This window comes from Scytonema sp. UIC 10036 (assembly GCF_009725235.1).
The window spans coordinates 14,151-33,423 of sequence record NZ_WJFC01000114.1 but is presented as its reverse complement, the minus strand read 5'-3'; the positions used below and the strand labels follow the sequence as shown (position 1 = coordinate 33,423).

Here is a 19,273-nt window from a genome sequence, read left to right as displayed (position 1 = left end):
CAAACCAAGAGCAACTTAATAGTACTCAATAAGATGATTGGGAAATGCTTATTCCTGATGCCCAATCGCTAGTCCCCACTCCTCATTTAAGGTGTGGGACAAACTTGGTTTGAAGAGCTTGTGTGTCACTTTGGCGTTGGATGAAACCCTGATTTTGTTGAGGGCTATATTTAGCTTCTGGGGAGAAAAAGGAACCTTCACTAATTCCCGCTTTCTTAAAAAAGGGTTCACGTCCCTCTTTTAGCGAAGGGGCTTTGCGAGCGTGTTTGTGAGTAAAAGGCATATGTAGCAATCCTATTTAATTTGTAAGGATTATTGTTTTGACAGAAGAAAGGATGAAGATGGAAAAAGAACAAGGTTGCTTGCACCATAATATCCACATACTGCGATCGCAATCCTGTTGAATTTGTGAACTTAGGTGTAGCTGAATGAAGATATGATTCACTAGCGAACTGGAAGCTCCCAAAATTTGAGAGCATGGTGAAGTTACTCTGGATGGACGGACTTTTGATTGTGGAATAGAATCGAGACTATGAAAACCACCGAGAACAAAAGTAGCTATAGTCAACAGTATACCACGGCAGATCGGTCTTCTGTGAAGTCAGAATGGGATCGTGCTTTTTTCTCGAATCCACCATCAGAACAAACTCCTTTCTTTCGTCCTGGTGCAGCATCCTGGGTACAAACAAAATCCATTGGTGAGCGATCGTCTTTCTTCTCACCTTCTCCCACCCCTACAATTCAACGAAAATGCAAGACCTGTGAAGCAGAGGAACAATCTCAGGTAGACGGTGTCGAATTGCCAACCGTTCAACTGATGCCTGCATTTGAAAGTGAAGGAGTGGTTCAGTCAAAAAGAGTGTCCACAGCAGCGATCGCTTCCCCAACTGTCGCCCCCCAAACACACCAAGGCGCTGAAACCAAGGAACTGGAACAACAAGAGGCGATCGCACAAACTCCTCAGATTCAAATGATACCTGCTTTTAGCAGTGCAGACGACCCAGAAGATGGTAACACCAACTACCCCCCTATTCAATTTAGCTTGACAATTGGTCAGCGCGGAGATGCCTATGAGCGGGAAGCCGATGCGATCGCCGATCGGGTGGCAGCAATGCCAAGGTCAACAGCATCTGATTTAGCAACCAAAAACTCGAACACTCCCGATTCACAACAGGTAAATCGCAAGCAAAGTGTAGGAATGCGATCGCTAATGCGGCAAGCAGATGGCAGCCCAACACCTACACCCAAGAATTTAGAAACTAGCCTACAACAGGCACGAGGCAACGGCTCACCCTTGAATGCCAACACCCGTACAGAGATGGAGGGGGCTTTTGATGCCGATTTTAGCAGAGTCCAGATTCATACAGGACGGGAAGCTGCGACGTTAAACAAGTCGCTTGGAGCACGAGCCTTTACTCACGGAAACGAGATTTTCTTTAATTCAGGTGAATATCAACCCCAGTCGCAGCAGGGAAGACACCTTCTTGCTCATGAATTAACCCACACCTTGCAACAAGGTGCATCGATACAACGCAAACCTGTCATCTCATCCACTTCAAATGATGTACAGATGTTGCTGCCCGATTTCATTCTGGAAGAAGCCAATGATTACGCACGCAACATTCCAGGTTATGTCCTGTTCACTGTCATTATTGAATACAACCCACTGACAGGAAACAGAGTTGAGCGCAATGCTATCAATCTCCTGGAAGGGTTCATGGGATTGGTGCCCTTTGGCACAGCGATTTTTGACAAGCTACGAGAACACGGTATTTTACAGGCAGCATTTGAATGGGTTGTAGGGGAACTCGGCAGACTGGATTTATCTATTAGTCGAATTGAACGAATTATCGAAGCTGCAGGTGATGAAATTGGCTATGACATTTGGAATGCTGATGAAGTGCTAGAGCGCCATTTTATCGCGCTTTACAACGATGTAGAAGCTTTTGCGCGATCGCTAGTTGACCACATCATTCAGTTAATCAAAGATGCAGCACTTAATTTAGCGGAAGGTTTGCTGAATGACAACCAAGCTTGGGCGTTAATCAAGAAAGTCTTGCATTACGATCCCTTAAGGGATGAACCTGTTGATGCCAGCACCGCCGAAATTCTCGCAGACTTTCTGCGACTGATTGGCAAAGAACAAGAGCTAGAGCAAATGCAGGAGCGCGGCACTTTAGAAGAAACTGCTGCATGGCTCGATACTCAGCTGGGAACATTTATGGCATTGCTGGGTGAATTCCAAAGCTTGATTGCTTCTGCCATAGATGCGATTAGATCAGAAAATCTAACTAATCTCACAACGAATCTGGAGAGCTTAGCTAATCAGGTTATTGGTTTCTTACAAGGTGTTTGGGAATTTGCCTCAACAGTAGCTCTCAAAGTCTTGGAACTCATTAAAGATGCGTTGCTTGGCTGGCTCAGTTCTTACGCCAATGACATTCCTGGCTACCACCTGCTCACGGTAATCCTTAACCGAGATCCCTTCACGAATGAGGTTGTTCCACGTACCGTCACCAACATTATTCGAGGTTTCATGAGCCTGATTCCGGGTGGAGAGCAGCAGTTCCAGCAAATGCAGGAAACCGGAGTCATTCCTAGAGCCGCTGAACGCATTGAAACAATGATGAGCGATTTAGGGATTTCCTGGGAGTTCATTCAGAATTTGTTCCTGGATATTTGGAATAGCTTCACCATTGACGATTTAATCAATCCGATTGATGCGTTTATTCGCATCTTAACTGAGTTTGAAGAACCCCTCAACCGTCTGTTTACTTTCGTTATTGAAGTTATCAAAGTCGTGTTGGAACTTTTGCTGGAGATGATGAACTTCCCCAGTGACATCCTCGCACGCATCATCAACAATGCAATTCAAGCGCTCGACGACATTCAGCAAGATCCAGTAGGTTTCTTAATCAATATGCTGCAAGCAGTCAAATTGGGCTTTGAGAAGTTCTTTGACAATATTGTGCAGCACTTACTCGGCGGTGTAACGGATTGGCTCTTCGCTGAGGTACGCAAGGCAGGCATTGAACCGCCAACGGAAATTACATTGGAGTCGATATTAGATCTGGTGCTACAAATCCTAGGCATCAGTATGGATCAAATCTGGCAAAAACTGGGCGATCGCATAGGGCAAGAAAATATCGATCGCATTCGTGGAGCTATCGATCGCTTGACAGGTATTTGGACTTTTGTACGGGATGTTCAAGAGCGCGGTGTTGCTGCGATTTGGGAATATATTCAGTCGCAAATCAGTAACCTGTGGGATATGGTGCTGGAACAAATTAGCAACTGGATTACGGAGCGTGTCATTGAGCGCGTGATGACTCGACTTCTTAGTATGCTCGATCCCACGGGTATTATGGCAGTGGTGAATGGCTTCATCAGCTTTTTCAACGCCGTGCAATCAGCAATTGAATACTTCCGTGAAATGCTGATGATTGTAGATGATTATGTCAGCACGATCGCCAGCGTTGCTAGAGGTGACGTTGAACCAGGTGCTGTTAAGATGGAGCAGGGATTAGCAAACAGTATTCCGGTTGCGATCGGGTTCTTGGCAAATCAAGTCGGGTTAGGCAACCTTGGGGATCAAATTGCAGAAATCATTACTGGTATCCGCGAACTGGTCGATCGGGCGTTGGATTGGCTGATAAATCGGGCGGTGAGTGCAGGTCAAGCACTACTGCGATCGCTTGGAATGGGCACGGAAGACCCAACTCCTGCTCCAGGTTCGGAAGCTAGAAGACACGAGCACATTGCAGATAGTATTTATGAATCCTTAAGGAGAGACGTACAAGATAACCAGAATATTGATGAGTTGCTGACAGAAAAGAGAGCACAAGCACAACAACTACATGAACTCTATGCGCCTCAGCTTGAAAGTGGGTTAGTACTTATCATTGAGTTGCATAAGGTTGAATCTAGTGAAGGTAGACCTGGATTAGAGCTTGAAGTTATAATTAGACCTAATACAACTGAGCGCGGCTATAGAATTTATCACAGAGCAGGCAATTTATCTAGTAAAGTTGACGAACTTATTGAACAGTCTTTAGATGAATTAACAGACGTATTATACAGTGGAGATGATAGGGAAGAGGGTATACCAAATAATGTGGTACAAGCAGAAACCTTGGCTAGAGGAATACAAAGAACTTTAGGAAGAATTCAAAGAGATTATGGTGAAGCCGTCAGAGATTCTAGCAACAATATAATATTCGTAGGAAACGAAAACTTCTTTGTCGATCAAGTCAGAAACAATTATGTTTATCCACGCGCTCGTGCTGTTTCAGCTACAATTATTCAAGTAAATGGTAAAATAACGACAGCACATGAAGTAAGAGGATTTTTGTACTCTAATCCTGCCTTTCGGACAGTAACAGTTGGTCAACTTCACTCATTACTTACCGCCATAAATTCTGGAGCTTCTACACCTGTCGATTCGACAGCCATGTTGATTGCCTCATTGGTCGCCGAGCCTTTTAGATATGGACCGTCTCACATTACAAACTTATTGCTGTTGAGTGATTACGGCAGACACGGAGAAGCTGCTTTCGCGGCAATGTCTATGACTACTGGTGGAACAGATCCCACTAACTCTCGGAATGCTGCATTAGATCCAAATGGTCGAGGCACTATACCAGAAGATGTCAGATTGAGACAAATTGAAATTGTTAAAAGCAATAATGAATTAATTAGTAGATTAGAAAATTTTTATGAAGAAAACTATGAACGATTGAGAGATACGGAGATGGTCAGACGTTTCCGAAATATAATCAGAGATTACTTGAATCGAAGACAATAAAACTATTTTATTTTGTTTCTCAGCCAGGTTAATTTAGATGAAATCAACAGAGTCATCAGTACTTTATCCTATATCCCTAAACTGGAAATATGGATTCATAAATTCAAAAGGTGAAATAGTTGTTGAGCCTAAATATGATTTTGTCGGTCGCTTTGCTGAAAATCGCTGTTTTGTTGCAAAGCTTACAGACGATTTTCAAAGGCTCTTTGGATTTATTGATAGTGAAGGACATGAAGTAATTCCTCTGAAAGCTATTTCTGCTTGCACCCATTTTAGCGAAGGATTAGCTCAGTATGGTGAAGATGAAAGCCGGGTTGGATTTATTGATTACTACGGAAACTATGTTATTGATTCTAACTTTGAATATACTATCAACGATCGTATAAGTTTAGGATTTAGTGAAGGAATTGCTGCTGTCGCAAAAGAGAATTGGTGGATTTATATTGACAAAGCAGGAAATGATTCTCTGGGATTACGCTTTCAACTGGCAAGACGTTTTCATGATGGTTATGCTCTAATATCTGAACTAGGAAATACCCTAACCCATAACGATTTATATTTTATTGATAAGCGAGGAAATAAATTAGAGACAATTCCTTGTGCTCTCGGCTTATTTTGTCAAGGATTTCGAGATGGGCTTGCTCTTGTGAAACTTCAGCTTCAGCAAAGTAGCAACAATAAAAATGCTTTTGGTTTTATCAATACTTCAGGCTCTTTAGCATTTCAGAAACAGGTTTCTTATGCTTCTGGCTTTCATGAAGAAATATGTATCGTCAAGGAAAAGGGGAAAAAATTTGGTGTCATTAATCAACAAGGAGAGTACGTTTTAGAGCCTGAATTTGATGATTTAGGGTATTTCAATGATGGAATTGCTCCTTTTAAGGCAGGTAATGTATGGGGCTTAATTAATATTAGAGGAGAAATAATTTTAGAACCTCAGTATCTCTTTATCGATAGCTTTTTGGGGCAGTTGCTTTTTGAAGATCCGTTCCACAATACAGAATATCGGCATCTTACCCTTGCCAAAGTTATGACCGACAGGAGGAGAGAAACCCAAGATTTATATTTAAACCGATATGGTGAGGTAGTTGCTAACTCTAAATTGTAAGGAGTGAGATTGCTTATCTTTGACGTCATCGTAACACAAAACCAAACATTCCAAGAAGAAGTCAGGAGGCTTCTAATCTCATATTAAATCCAATCCACTATCAAAATATCATCCATCCAAGGCAATTTCACCACGCTCAATCCCCAAGGCAGACGACTGAGCAAGATATCAATGGATTGGCGCTCGATCTGGAGTTTCCAAGTACCATTATTGTTACGGGTAAGTTTGCCTTCGCGCTGTAAAAATCCCTCGCGTAGTCCGTCGGGACTGGTATTTTTCAGGGCTTGCCAGTAATTAATCGCAGTTTGTAGTAGATGTTCACCTTCATCCAAGGCGGTGGCAGGTAACTCAACTTCACGGGCGATCGCTTCATCTAGCGACCAGCCACAAAGTAATTTCGGTAATACTAATTCATATTCGGGGGCATCAGTTTGCTGCGTTGCAAGGTAATATAATAAGTATACTGCCCTTTCTTGTGCCATTTGGTCGCGGAAACATCCCTCTTCTACTAGCCCCACACTGCGAAGATAAATCGGCAAAAACGGATGCAAAAGTACTAGTCCAGCTTGATTGATGTAAATCCCAACAGTTTCTTCCTCTGGTGACAAGATGGAACTGCGGGAGTTAAGCCGACTAAAGAGCGTCGGTGGAGTGAGATTTTGACTGGAAAAATTAGTTTGTGTAACCGATAATTCATCTTTATTGACAATTTCATTGGTTCGTGCTGTCAAAGCATTATTTTGGTTTTGAGCCGTTGCTTCGGAAGTTTCTGCTGTGGGTGTAACATCATTGTCCCGATCTTCGGCGGTGGGTTCAGTTGTCGCTGGTTCCGACTCTGGCGTGGCTGGTGATGTAGTTGTTTGCGTCACCGCTAAGGGAAGAACTCGATCGAGTGCTGTTAACCAGAGAGTTCTGGTGGTGGAAGGAATTGCTGTCAAGATAGTTTGCAAGCGTTGATACGCTATCTGAGAAAATCTTGGCTGGTACTCTGTTTGCTGTGTTGGAGGTTGGCGATTAATTGCTGATGGAGATGATTCAGGAGTGGTTTCTTGTTGCCAAGTTTGGATAAGCACAGTCAGCCACAGGCGAGTCCAAACAGCAGCAGGTAAAGGTCTTGTGGGTGAGCGATCGCTATGAATCTCTGCTAAAATTAACAGCCAAGCTTGTGTGTTGAGGCGATCGCTTCGTCGATCAAAATTCAAAGCTTGGATGATTTGTTGTGCTTGGGTGAGGAGAGCAGCCCAACCGATCCAGGTAGGTTGTAATTGCAGCAGTAATTGGTGTCGCAAGTTTTCTGGTAGTTGTGCGACTAAACGTTGTCTGACTGTGGGGTTGTTGAGCAATTCTCGCACTGGTTCTTGCCAAGTGGTATCATTTTGCATGGCAGTTTGCCAGCGAGATAACCAATTTTGCCAGTCAGTTGTCGTCACCCACCAGGGAAGGCGACCATACTGTAAAAAATATAGCAATATTTCCCCATCGGCGGTGGTGCGATTTTGGGCGATCGTTAGGGAACTCTCAGTAGCTATGCGGCGGTTTGCTAGATAATCGCGGAGAGTTTGGTTTAAGGCGTCGATCAGATGGGGGATGAATTCATCGGCTACACGTCGGGGATGAATGACACCTAAATCGATAACGACTCGATCTAGCCGCACGACTTCATCGGCTGTGACTAATTGTTCAAAGAGTTGTGCCATTGCTGGGATACCTTGTTGGTGTAGCAGGTGGCTGATTTGTTCTTGTAGGTTTGATACGTCGGCTAGTTGTCCTGTGTTGATTTCTAGTAGGGCGCGTCCGATGATATGGTGTTGTCCGTATTGTCGCTCCGTTAGCATAAAGTTATTTCAGTTTTGACCAGAACTTATAATTTCGTGAGGGGAGCATAATGATAAAAAACCAGCTCTTCCAACAATGACTTTGTCAAAAATACTTCTCATAATCTTGAGTTGTTCATCTTGCCATTCCTTATTTAGTAGGAAAGGGTATTCATGTCCTAAATATGCCAAAAACTTAGATGGAGTGTTGGCAGATTGAGTATTTTCTTTAAAGAAAAGGCACGTAATATATTTAACGCCCCATGATTTCAGTAAATTTAGTGTGTACTCTAAATCATCCCACAGCCCAAATGGGCTAAGTGTTGGAACAACAAAAATGCCTGCCTCACATAAAGTTCTAATTGCCTGCATTCGGTGTTCATATAATGGAGTTGCACGTTCCCAAGCTCGAATAAATTCATTTTTATTTGTACTAAGGCTAAAGCTTACAACAACAGGCGGACCGCTATCGCTTACTTGTGCCAATTGATTATATTCAGCTATTAAACCTACATCTCGATCGGGTCTAAAGCGGGTTTGTATTACGATTCTTCGTGGTCGTAAACTGGGTGGAGAATTCTGAAGTCTTTTCCATAAAGCTTGTGTTATTGCAGGAGGGGCTGCGTATGCATCTGTAACACCGCTCCAGTAAATTGTCTTATCTGCTAAATGTCCTTTTTCCAAATGCCGTTCTAACTGTGCAATGACATTTTTCTTGTTGCGAACCTGAAAACCCCATTCTTGTCCGTCTGACCCACGAACTGTATTTGGAGTAAGCCGAGTACCAGAGGGTACATAACAGAACAGACAACCTCCAGGACATCCAACCTGTAATTGCATAGTGAGGTCAAATCCTTCCATAAAACCTCTCCCTTGGCTAATAATGTTAGCGTTACTCTCACCAATTGTTACTGATTTTGGAGGTAATATACCGAAAAGTTTTTGGTAAATTTCCTCGTATGTTTGTCCAGTTTCAACTTCATTTCTCATGAGACCTGGCAGCTTTTAATCTTAGACTATTTGAGGTTTTATTTATTCATTTTTAGGCTATAGGTTAGAGGGAAATGGTATGGTATCAGTGTGTAAGTTTACGCTATGTGCTAAGGAGTTACACGTTGCAGAAATTACAGTTAAACGCCAACTATTAGCAATTTTTTCATATAATTTCTCCCGCTCCGATTTATATGTTTCAAGCTCCTCCTGATTCAAAAAATTAATAGCTACAGATGATAATTCCTCTTGCAACCAATCAGATAAATCCTTAAAGTGAAGACTCGCATCTAAATAACTCTGAAGAAGTTCGGGTACATTTAGAGTCTTCACAAAACGATCGAAGACAGAAAGCATATAAACCAACCATTCACACTCTAAATAATAAAAATAGTAATGTTGTGAAGCAATTCCTTGGTTTAAGTTTCTACTAGCTGAATCAAGATCTCTAATCCAGTTCATAATAGTTTTTTCATACTGCTCAATATATGCAAATATAGATACATTTTTATTTTCTATCCGAAAAGCAAGCCCTGCTTTTCCTGATTCATCTAATAACCATCTTCCCACTTCTTCAAATTCAAGTTCGCATTCGTTTAATCTATCTTGAATATCATCTGTTTCAATAGACTCGAGCAAACGATAAAATGCATGAAAAACCCACCACAGGAAGCCACACGCAAAATAATATTTTCCTGATTGTTCATCTATAGAAGTCTTTGTTCCAAGTTTTGTCATATCAATCTCCAAATAATTGCTAAGAGACAAGTTATGCTAACAGTTTAAAGATGTAGTAATATGATGGACCTTGAGAATTTCTTAGTTTAGTTCCTTCTGTCCGTCTTGCTGGATATTTTACAGAAAATTCATATTCATCCCTTTTAGTATCAACAAGTCGTACCTCAAACTTCCTTCCAGCTATTTCAGTAAAACCTTGTTCCTGGCTTGTTTGATAGTGGTCTTGTAACTTCAGGAGACCTAAAGCTCTAGTACTGCTAGTTACACCAAAATGTACTTCCCCTCCTTGTTGTAGGACTTGTGGAGAACTCGTCAAAACACCGTCTATCAGGTTTCCTGTCTTTAAATCGACGTCATCAACACCTTTCTTACCTGCTTGCGGATTATTGAAAATAATTTTATCAAATTTATTTTCTTCTCTAAGATTTGGAAAATTCTCTTGCAAGCGCGTTGCATTAACTCCATGTCTAACCTCAAAATTCTCCTGACTTGAGGGAAATTTCTTCAGTTTAGAATCGTTAACATTTTTCAGTAAATCTTCTACTTCTTCTTTCGACTCAATACCTGTAGCAGTGATGTGAGTTCCTTCCATACCAGGCTTGTCTCGAAGGGTTCTACTATACTCAAACGTATTATCTCCAACTACTAAAACTCTCATCCTCCTAGTATCTTCAGGATTAATTTTGCCATGCACTGCCCAATGCTCTCCATCTTTATACTCGCTCTAGAATTTTAAGTTTATACCGTAACTTTATAGCATAACATAAAAAAGTTATGGAACCGCAGATGAACGCAGACGAACGCGGATAAATTTGTACTTCATTCAAGTGAAAACCGTTATATTCGAGCTTACATAAGTAACGGGCGCAATGCCTTGCGCCCTTACAAAGGGTGTGGTTCATTTAGGTGAAAACTGCTGTAAATCAACGGGATTGAGAGGATGATGTTGCAGGTGGGGTTGGTTTTTCGATCTGTTTGGATGCTGAGTATGTCCAACCCATAAATACCATGATGATGGCTGTACTCACGGCTAGTAATTGGGGTAAGTTGATTCTGTAAAATAGCCGATCGCTTATCAATGATGATTGACTGTTAGTAGCCGTGATAATTTCTCTTCGGTTGAGAAATGGGTTTTGCAAGCGGGTGGATATTGTGTCTGGGTTGGTGTTGGGTGGTGTGTTACTGCTATTACTGTTATCAACGATTCGCAGTGTGATGGTTAGGGTTGTGCTGACTAATCGATCGCTGTTTACTTCTCTCACGGCTTGTGCTTGAATTTGATGAGTGCCTATACTTGGTTGCCAGTTATTAGGCATCCGGTAGGGGGCGGTGTCGGTGGTGAGTACTCTCTGTGTACCACTGGGGTTGGTGTAGGTGAAGATGACGCTCTTGACGGTGGCTGGTGTGGTTATTGCTTCAAAGTTGTATTGATTGTTCGGGTTGAAGTCTGAGAGATTAAAGGTGCGATCGCCTTCTATTTGTGTGCTATTTATAACCTGATTGTTGCTCAACGCCAGTAGATTTAAGGTTGTCACTTCTGGGTTGGGAATCGGTAATTCTGTGGATGCAGGTGGGGGAGTAGGTTCGGGAATCGCGCTCAATATCTCTGGTGGTGCGACAATTGTTACCTCTTGCTGGGAGCTGTTACTACAACCTTGCGCGTTGGTAATACTGTAAACCAAAGTGATGATTTTCTCGCTTTCAGTACCTAAGCTGACATCACTAGGGTTAAATTGTGGTGGGTTTGATTGGCTATTGATGACATCCAGTGTGATATCTTCGTCACCATCGAAGGCAGTGAAAGTACCACCATCTTCGCTTGCAATGAGTTCTACGGGAGAATGGTTATTATCAAATGTGGTGCCATTTCTTCCTACTTGAAATTCGGCATTTGGCAGAGCAAAAATGGTAATATTTTTGCTTGATTCGTTAGTACAGCCTTGGGTGGTAGTAATTTTGTATACTAAAGTAATGACTTTCTGAGTCTCCTCATCATCTAAGTTAACAGCACTAGGGTTAAATTGTATTGGCGTTGATTGGCTATTGATGACATCTGATGTGATATCCTGTTCGCCATCAAGGGCGCGGAAAGTACCACCAGCTTGATTTGCAATTAAGTCCACTGGGTCATCATTATGACAGAAGTTGGTTGTATCTTCTCCAACTTGGAAACTAGTATCTGGTAAGGCAAAAATCCGCACTTGTTGGGTTGACTCGTTGGTGCAGCCTTTGTCACTGGTGATAGTGTAAGTTAAGGCGATCGCTTTTTCACTGGCATTACCTAAGTTGACAGCACTAGGGTTAAATTTTATTGGCGTTGATTGACTGAGCACGATCGCTGTGATATCCTGTTGTCCATCTAGGGCGCGGAAAGTCCCACCCTGCTCAGCAGGGATTAAATCTACTGGGTCATCGTTAATACAAAAAGTGCTGTTGACTTGGAAACTGGCATCTGGTAAAGGATTGATGGTGACACTTAGGGTATCGTAGGTACTTTCTAGGACGTAGGTAAAAGTAATTGCGACTTGTGAAGCGATCGCTTGTTGAATGCGGCTGGGTTGAAAATAGTATTTCCCATCAGCAAAAAAGCTACCTTCACCTTTGAGTGAACCCCCCACTGGATCGAGGATAAATTCATAACGAGTTTCATCACCCGCACAGAAGGTGGTTTTTTCTAGTAGAATAATGGGGCGCGGTTGAGTCAGCACATAGCTGATGGTGGGACTACCACTACAGCAACGATAGGGTAGACAAAAATCAGCAACGACAATATCCTCTCGATTGAGTAATTCCCGACTCGTTGCTTGTTCTTCGGGTGATGCATTTGGTAGGGAGACGTATTTTTTGATGACTTCAGTACGGGCTTGATAAGTAGGATCGCGATCGGCTTTTAATAAATCCCCGACTAAATCTCGACCATCGACATACACTAAAATAAATGTACCACCTTTGGGGACGCCACCTAGATGTTCCATACCGGGATGGTGTTGAGCAAATTTGTGAAACAGTCGCAGTTCTTCTAGATGTTGCAAGCGTTGCTGATAAGCTGTCATCAGCCCCTTTAATTCAAAATAGTTGAGAAAATCAGCAGCTAGGCGATCGCCCATAGAAAAAGCTAATTCATTATCCGTGGCGTAGTTTTCAGGAATATCTCGCAGCCAACCATATAAAGTTTCAAAGTCTTGAAATTCAGGCTGGTTGATAATCGGGCGATCTGACTCGAAATTGACGGTGAAGAAATTCAGCGACAGAAAACTTATCGCAGCTTTACCCCTTGGCTGATTGGTATTGAGATTAATTGGTAAATCTAGTTCGTCGGTGAAAGACAGCCGCAGGAAATAACTCATGGGGTTATTTGGTGACTGACGCTCTACCGTATATGTCATTTTACCCAACACGAAACAAGCTGATAAATCTTTCGCAATGCGCTGCTGTTCTTGGTTAACTCTATCATCTGCTAATCCAGAGAAATCAATGACGGTATCATTTTCATTAGGTAAGGAATAACGAGCGATGCGGATACCCGAGTCGTTTCGCATATAGAGACGGTATCTACCATTACCTACCGCTTCAAATTCCCAGGCGTTGGTATTGGCAGCCGCGACAATTTTGTTAAATAATTGGTCATAAGCGATCGCTGATAAATTCTCCTTATCAAAGAAAACTCGCTTGAGTGTATTTAGAAACACATTCCGCAACCACTCGGCTTCGTGTTTGCGCCACAGTTTCTCAAAGGTATCTTTCATTCGTCCGAAGTCGGCGTTCAAGTCATCAAATTCACCGGAGACATTCACATCCTGAAAACTTCCTTCGTTGCCAATCTTCAGAGCGATCGCATCAAAGGCTAAATTGTAACGCTGTTTGTAATCCAGAATTCGTTTCAAAGCCACAGCACTGGCTTCCCCAAGATGACCTTCAATGCGATAAAATGAGTAGTCGTCTAACCGATAGATTAAATCGTCGCTGGGAATAAAACTCTCAATCGGGTAGAAATAAGCTGGATGAAACTGACTTCGCCCTTTGCGGTAAGCATCGTAATTCCAGTACCGATATAACTGAGGATAATTCAAATAATAGGGAATCGCTTGTTGACTGAGAGGAAAAGAACGATCTTTACTGGGAGTAATTTTTAGAGGCGTGTCAAAAAAGGGTAAGAGATAAAAACTATCCGCCACACACAGACGCACCAAGCGATCGTACAAAGAGCGTACTTGCTTGACACGCAATTGATTGCCGTTGTATATAGGAGCTTGGGTAAAATGACTGCGATAAGGAGAAACTGGCGCGTAGGCTGACGGTGTTTGATTGGGAGGTGGTACCAATCCCAGCATCAAGAATTTGGGAAAACGACGGATATCAGGCGTACAGTCATCCATCAAATCAAAAGCTAGCTCAGCCAATTCCCGAAAAGCCGATACCAATTGACTGAGATAATCATAAAAATATTGCAGCGCATACTGAGCTTCAACTTGGGAAACTTGTGACGGCGGATCGGCTTGAGGCGACCAGATAAACTCCGGTACAATGTTGTGAAGACGTTGATTCAATAAATTTTGGAGCCCTGTGAAATCAGCAGGTTGAGGCTGAAAAGAAGAGAAAAAAGGCGAAAATAGTTGAAAAAGATTGGGGAAAGAATGAGCGATCGCCTTGATTGCTTCCACGCAAACGTTATAGTAACCTTTGAGGAAAGCGTTGTAATCAACAATATTGGATAAACTCACCACAGGATTTGCTTCCTGGTTATAACCAAAGCGTTGTACTTGAGGAAAGAAATTCTGGAAAAAATGAGATGGAGTCGTGAATAACTCCTCAACACTCAAATTTTGCCATGGTACTGGTAAAGGTTCCTGTAAAAATCCTTGTTGCAACAGCTTCTCAGCGCTGAGTTTTTCCTGATTTCCTTCAGAGGCGCGGGGTAAGAGGAAATAACGCAGACGGAAATTCCGATCTTTACCTGTATCATCGCAGTCTAACAAACAAGAATCTCTCTGTTGGTCTTGAAGTTCATATAAAACTACCAATGTCTGTTCGGAGAGAAACCTAGCAAACCCCGTCTCATCGCGGGAAGTTCCATCGGGAGCAGTCTGTAAAGCCAAGCGACTACTCCCTTCTTCTGCAAACAGTTCTACAACTTTGTAGGTGGAGGGTGCAGTACTGGTTTCTCCTTGACTGGGTGCAAATAAAACTGGGGAGACTGGCTGTTCGCTTTGATAGTGAGTTAGGGTGGTGGCTTCTAGAGAAATTACGTACCCTTCGGAAGTAATACCACATCCTGGTGTGATGTGTATTTGCGCTTGATTTGTTTGATAAGTGCTGCTTACTTCCATCCCGCATGCGATACCCATACCAATGAGATAAACGCGAGATAGCCGATTCTGATTGTCGAGGTATGTGACAACACGATTGAGATCGTTGTTGGTTAAAATCTGATTGGGGGTGAAGATGGGATAACCGATCGGGTTAATGATGGTGGTGTTCATGGTTAGTGGTTGGTTGTTAGTGGTTGGTTGTTACTCCTATCCCGCAAGGGAAATTACCTAATTAAATAAACCGCAAAGACGCAAAGAGCACGAAGAAAGAGGAGAAGAAGATCGGTAATCTTATGGCGGAAAGGGAGTAGTGGTTAGTTGTTAGTCTGCTGTTCCATATTTATTTTGTATATTGAACCGCTCCAGGCGCAGAGGACGCAGAGTAAGAGAGAGAGGAATTTGGTGCAAATATTAAATTCGTTTGTGTCGAAATTACTTCTCTTTCCTCTCTCTTCGCGCTCTTTGCGTCTTTGCGGTTCATTTAAATCAGTAATCTTCAGGCAGAAAAGTCATAATTTTCAATCACCAGCAGTTCCCAACGCAGTCTGATTGAGAATCGCTGGGTTAGTATCGGGACTGCTTTCTTCGCAGTCATGTAATGTTGCTTGAGGATATACATTCCGCAACTTAGGTAAAATTTCGAGCAAACGGTTGAGTGTTCCCGTTAAATCGCAGGCGGCGTTTTCACAACTTTCCAACGCCAATTGCTCTAGCCAGTTGCGATACGCTGACTCAAAATCGTGCATTTGCTGTACGTTTACCCAAGCAATTTTTAGAACGATGTGGGCGGGTGCTTCCAAACGCAAAGTTTGCTCCACAAACCGCCGGAAAGGAATATTACGAAAGCGTTCCGGCCAATAGGGTATAATGATACTGACCCAAAAAGAATAGGGGTCGTGTCTGGCTAAACGGTATGGGTTATCTGGCTGAGTTTCTGCATCCTCCTCTGTCACTAAAATAGGGAGAAAATCATCAGATATGGTAGGAATTTCCCCAGCTGTCAGGTTAGGTAGCTTGGTTTTGGGACGTAGAAGAATGTGTTCCAGAACGTGGAAGCCTTCGTCGTTTGTCCATGTTTGTAAGGACTCCATCGCTTGGGTGCGATCGCTTTTACTGTTATAGTATTGACTCGCAAAGATTTGGTCTTTACTTTCATTGGTTAATTCCCACCCGTAAATACTATCTTGGCTGTCAATCAACCGATAGTTCTCTTGCTTCTGCGCCAATTCCATTAAGGTGTTACCCTGTTTCCAAGCATCATCGGCGGTGGTGTAACTCTGTGTTGTTTGTAAAAGTAGCTGGTTTTCTGGGTTGTAAATCTCACCAATGTATGGTTTTTTCTCTATGGTTTTGATTTCTGTATGCAGTCGCGCCGTGCGTACCAACAATAATAAATGTTCGATTGCTTCATCCCGCGCATCGGCTGAGGTGTATGTTTGAGGATGGATAGCAACTGCACTGCGATCCTCGCGAGGACGACTCAGTATCCGAAAACTAAATCCCTGCTTGCTGTTTATTGATTGAATGGCGTTTGGTTCAAACAATACACCTAACACATCTTGATAAAAGCGATCGCGAGCGGTGTTAACATCTTTATATGTTTCCATACTTTCGAGCATAATAGCTCCTTGACGATCTACTAGACGGTAGCGCTCATCTGCAATTACTAAAAACGGTTCCATCGCATTCAATCGCTGGAAAACAGTCGAGCGATCGCGATCGTTAGTAAATACTGCTAACAAATTACCCGTCTTGTCGGTAATTCCCAGACTCCCGTTCTGTACGGTAACGTAGCGGTTCCAGAAGCGCAGGTTTTCGGCAAATTGTTCTGCGGCTTGCCAAGCGAGTAATTTTGTGCTATATGAATTTACACTCCGCAGCAAGGGTTGATAACTAGCGTTGTCTGTCAGCACAAACACATAGCCGTCGGAAGTTAATACCGTTAATTTATATTCATTTTGATTAGCTTGGATGTGACTGAGCCAGCGTTGCAAAGCTAAATCGCGATCGGACTCGGTAGAAAAACGCTGAGTATATTCCGCCAGCACCTTTTTTTGCTCGTCAATTAAAGCATAGCCGTAGTAAGTAAATTTTTCAGCAGTCCCTAACTGATTTTCTTTACCAAAGGTAATTTTACGGTAATTTTGTTTATCTTGAATTTGTCGCAGACTGGTAACCCCATGAGTTAAAGCTTCGACGCGGGAGAAATAGCGTTGAACGCCCGTGAAGGTAATTACCTCAGAATTTTCCCCAGGAATTTGCAAGCGGAACGAGAACAAATCTTCGGCTGCGGGTTGAACGACAACCAACTGTTGCAATGCTGTATCATCTAGATTTGACAACCGAGTGAGTAAACTTTGCAGCAGTGGTTCAAAAGCAACTAACAGTTCCTTGGTGGAAGGAAAATAGCGATCGCTGTTAACTAAAACTGTGGTACAGTCAGTATCTAAGACTTCCAACCCGTAATGATAATAATATTGATAAGTCAGACGCTGGTAAAAATTGCCGTGTAGAGCAAACAACAAAAATTTTTCTCGGTCAGCCAGAGCCTGTTCTGAAGTAGCATAACGCTGCTGACTGGTTAATGGCAATTCATCATTACTAACATTCACACTCAAAACCAAATTCCGCGTGTCAGTGCTGACGCGATAGTGGTTGAGGTGACGACGACGCACATCGTCAATACCCAACAACCGCGACACCCGCTTTTTCAAACCCGCCACATTCTCGGTATCCCATACCGCCTCACAATCGCAATAATTGAAAGCACGGAAGCGATCGTGACTCAAGGCGGGATAATCTTGGAAAAATTTAGCTTTATCGCGAATAATTTCTGCTTCGCGGTCAACTTTATCGTTATGAGTCGCAAATATCTGATAATTTAACAGTACGTAGTCAGTAAAAGACTCCGCAAACCGCGCCAACAGATGATCTAAAAAACGGTTGCGGCGATCGCGGTAAACTTCCACTTCCTCATGCAACACATTAATATAGTTATCCGAGAGAACTTTTTTATCTTTCACCTCAGGAAACTCAATCTTCTGAGTAAAATAAGTCCGTTGCTCAGCATCCGTCTCCCAAGAAAACAAATCCCGGATATGCGCGAGTTGAGCCAAGTAGCCAGCTAATAACTGGTCGAAGAATACCAGATAACCCTTTAACTGTAGAGCCTGAGCTTGGCGTAATGCTGGTACGTTTGTAGGTAATCCCTCTTCCCCGATACCGTAAGTCACCGGGAATTCGTGCTGAATCGAATAATAATCGGCTAATTCATAATAACTTCCCTTAGGAACAGATAAATCCAACTCTTGGCGATCGCGTGGTGTTTTAATATAAGCCGCTTGTTGCTCGTAATAACGACGCTCCACCTCCTCCAAATCGACTGCGATCGGTAGCGTACTCTTAGAAAAGTTAATTTTCGATACCTTCACACCCAACACGGGACGGTATTTCTCAGTGAGATGCAAATACCAAGGGTGTCCCACAGACTGACGCAATCCATTAATATAATTAGCAATGCTAAGTTTCTTAACAGCCGCCACACCGGGAACTTGAAGAATTTCTTTATATAAATCCGAAACGTGCAGAATACTGGGTAAAGTCAAAGCAACCAATTCATCAGTATCAATAAAGCCATGACTTTCATACAGTATCTTACCATTTTCAAAAACAGTAGGTCTCCCAGCGAAGATTTCCGCCGGACTTTTACCCTTATCCAGCAACTCCTGTAAAGTATAAAAGCGCAATCTCGGCGATAAAAATTCCTGTATTCGCACGTAAATATTCACCAACACATCCTCAGCATCAGCATCAGTCGTTAATTGAATATCCGCACACAGAGCAATTTCCTCCTCACCTAGAATAAGGATGTCATCAAAATCCTCACAAAGATTGCGAGCGCTACACAATACTTCCTTAACTTCATCCAAAGTCTCACCCCAAGAACGATAAAGCTGTCCGCAAGCATTCTTACGATATTCCGGGTCAAGATCTAGACTGACAGTATACAACCCCCGAAGATTTAAAGGTAGCGGTTTCTCTTCCGGTTGAGTATATTGCAACACTTTATTCTTTAAATTTACGTAAATAGCAGGCTGATAATGAGTCACCTTTTGCAGCCAAGCATTACGCACCCCAGGAATATCAATTAATCGCTTGCGTAAATCTAACTCCGTGACAGGATTACAAGTTAAGACGCGATCCGGTGTGAAAAAATTATTTTCTCGACTCTTAGTATCACCCGGATTGAGAGCCAAAAGGTCCTCAATATCTAAATTATTGCGATAGCCTAAATCCGTCACCGCATAACAAAGTACCTCCAGAATAGTGACACCTGGGTCATGGAGATTATAATCAGTCCAGAGTTTACCAGATAGAGATTGTAAGTGGGTAATACCGATATCCCGCAGAGTTTGGAAATTCAGATAAGGCGGGAACTCAGGTTTTTGCTTCGATATACTGAGATATTCCGTCATTTGTTGGTTGTTAGTTGTTAGTTGTTAGTTGTTAG

At 42.6% G+C, this 19,273-nt stretch carries 9 protein-coding genes; 2 read left to right on the top strand and 7 right to left on the bottom strand.

What is annotated here, in order from left to right; translation table 11 throughout:
• Positions 1-82: 82 nt before the first annotated feature.
• The gene (locus tag F7734_RS37890; RefSeq protein WP_155749611.1) at positions 83-283 is read right to left on the bottom strand and encodes a hypothetical protein; all 201 of its coding nucleotides are present in this window, start codon (positions 281-283) and stop codon (positions 83-85) included.
• A 249-nt stretch (positions 284-532) separates the two neighbouring features.
• Between F7734_RS37890 and F7734_RS37885 the strand changes: the two genes are divergently transcribed.
• Positions 533-4,804: a DUF4157 domain-containing protein gene (locus F7734_RS37885; protein WP_155749610.1), complete on the top strand. Its 4,272-nt coding sequence runs from the start codon at positions 533-535 to the stop codon at positions 4,802-4,804.
• 37 nt (positions 4,805-4,841) lie between these two features.
• Positions 4,842-5,912, top strand: a complete 1,071-nt coding sequence (locus F7734_RS37880) for a WG repeat-containing protein (RefSeq protein ID WP_155749609.1) — start codon at positions 4,842-4,844, stop codon at positions 5,910-5,912.
• A gap of 83 nt (positions 5,913-5,995) precedes the next feature.
• On the opposite strand, the gene F7734_RS37875 is transcribed toward F7734_RS37880, so the two are convergent.
• From F7734_RS37875 to F7734_RS37850, 6 genes are all read right to left on the bottom strand, one after another.
• A complete protein-coding gene (locus F7734_RS37875; protein WP_155749608.1) occupies positions 5,996-7,747 on the bottom strand; it encodes a contractile injection system tape measure protein in 1,752 nt (583 codons plus the stop codon).
• 9 nt (positions 7,748-7,756) lie between these two features.
• Positions 7,757-8,716 carry a radical SAM protein gene (locus F7734_RS37870; RefSeq protein ID WP_155749607.1) on the bottom strand — a complete coding sequence of 320 codons (960 nt, stop codon included), beginning with the start codon at positions 8,714-8,716 and terminating at the stop codon, positions 7,757-7,759.
• 57 nt (positions 8,717-8,773) lie between these two features.
• Complete coding sequence (locus F7734_RS37865) at positions 8,774-9,454, bottom strand: hypothetical protein (protein WP_155749606.1); 681 nt, start codon at positions 9,452-9,454, stop codon at positions 8,774-8,776.
• Between the two features lie 31 nt (positions 9,455-9,485).
• Positions 9,486-10,112 carry a Rossmann-like fold-containing protein gene (locus F7734_RS37860; RefSeq protein ID WP_155749605.1) on the bottom strand — a complete coding sequence of 209 codons (627 nt, stop codon included), beginning with the start codon at positions 10,110-10,112 and terminating at the stop codon, positions 9,486-9,488.
• A 265-nt stretch (positions 10,113-10,377) separates the two neighbouring features.
• Entirely contained in the window at positions 10,378-14,934 is a 4,557-nt protein-coding gene (locus tag F7734_RS37855; RefSeq protein WP_155749604.1) for a hypothetical protein, read from the bottom strand.
• 347 nt (positions 14,935-15,281) lie between these two features.
• Positions 15,282-19,238, bottom strand: coding sequence for a hypothetical protein (locus F7734_RS37850; RefSeq protein WP_155749603.1), 3,957 nt, complete (start codon positions 19,236-19,238; stop codon positions 15,282-15,284).
• Between the last annotated feature and the right edge of the window lie 35 nt (positions 19,239-19,273).

What these genes read in the sequence shown, in the direction of transcription:
- F7734_RS37890 (WP_155749611.1), bottom strand. Translation starts at nt 283, where the DNA reads ATGCCTTTTACTCACAAACACGCTCGCAAAGCCCCTTCGCTAAAAGAG.
- F7734_RS37885 (WP_155749610.1), top strand. Translation starts at nt 533, where the DNA reads ATGAAAACCACCGAGAACAAAAGTAGCTATAGTCAACAGTATACCACG.
- F7734_RS37880 (WP_155749609.1), top strand. Translation starts at nt 4,842, where the DNA reads ATGAAATCAACAGAGTCATCAGTACTTTATCCTATATCCCTAAACTGG.
- F7734_RS37875 (WP_155749608.1), bottom strand. Translation starts at nt 7,747, where the DNA reads ATGCTAACGGAGCGACAATACGGACAACACCATATCATCGGACGCGCC.
- F7734_RS37870 (WP_155749607.1), bottom strand. Translation starts at nt 8,716, where the DNA reads ATGAGAAATGAAGTTGAAACTGGACAAACATACGAGGAAATTTACCAA.
- F7734_RS37865 (WP_155749606.1), bottom strand. Translation starts at nt 9,454, where the DNA reads ATGACAAAACTTGGAACAAAGACTTCTATAGATGAACAATCAGGAAAA.
- F7734_RS37860 (WP_155749605.1), bottom strand. Translation starts at nt 10,112, where the DNA reads ATGAGAGTTTTAGTAGTTGGAGATAATACGTTTGAGTATAGTAGAACC.
- F7734_RS37855 (WP_155749604.1), bottom strand. Translation starts at nt 14,934, where the DNA reads ATGAACACCACCATCATTAACCCGATCGGTTATCCCATCTTCACCCCC.
- F7734_RS37850 (WP_155749603.1), bottom strand. Translation starts at nt 19,238, where the DNA reads ATGACGGAATATCTCAGTATATCGAAGCAAAAACCTGAGTTCCCGCCT.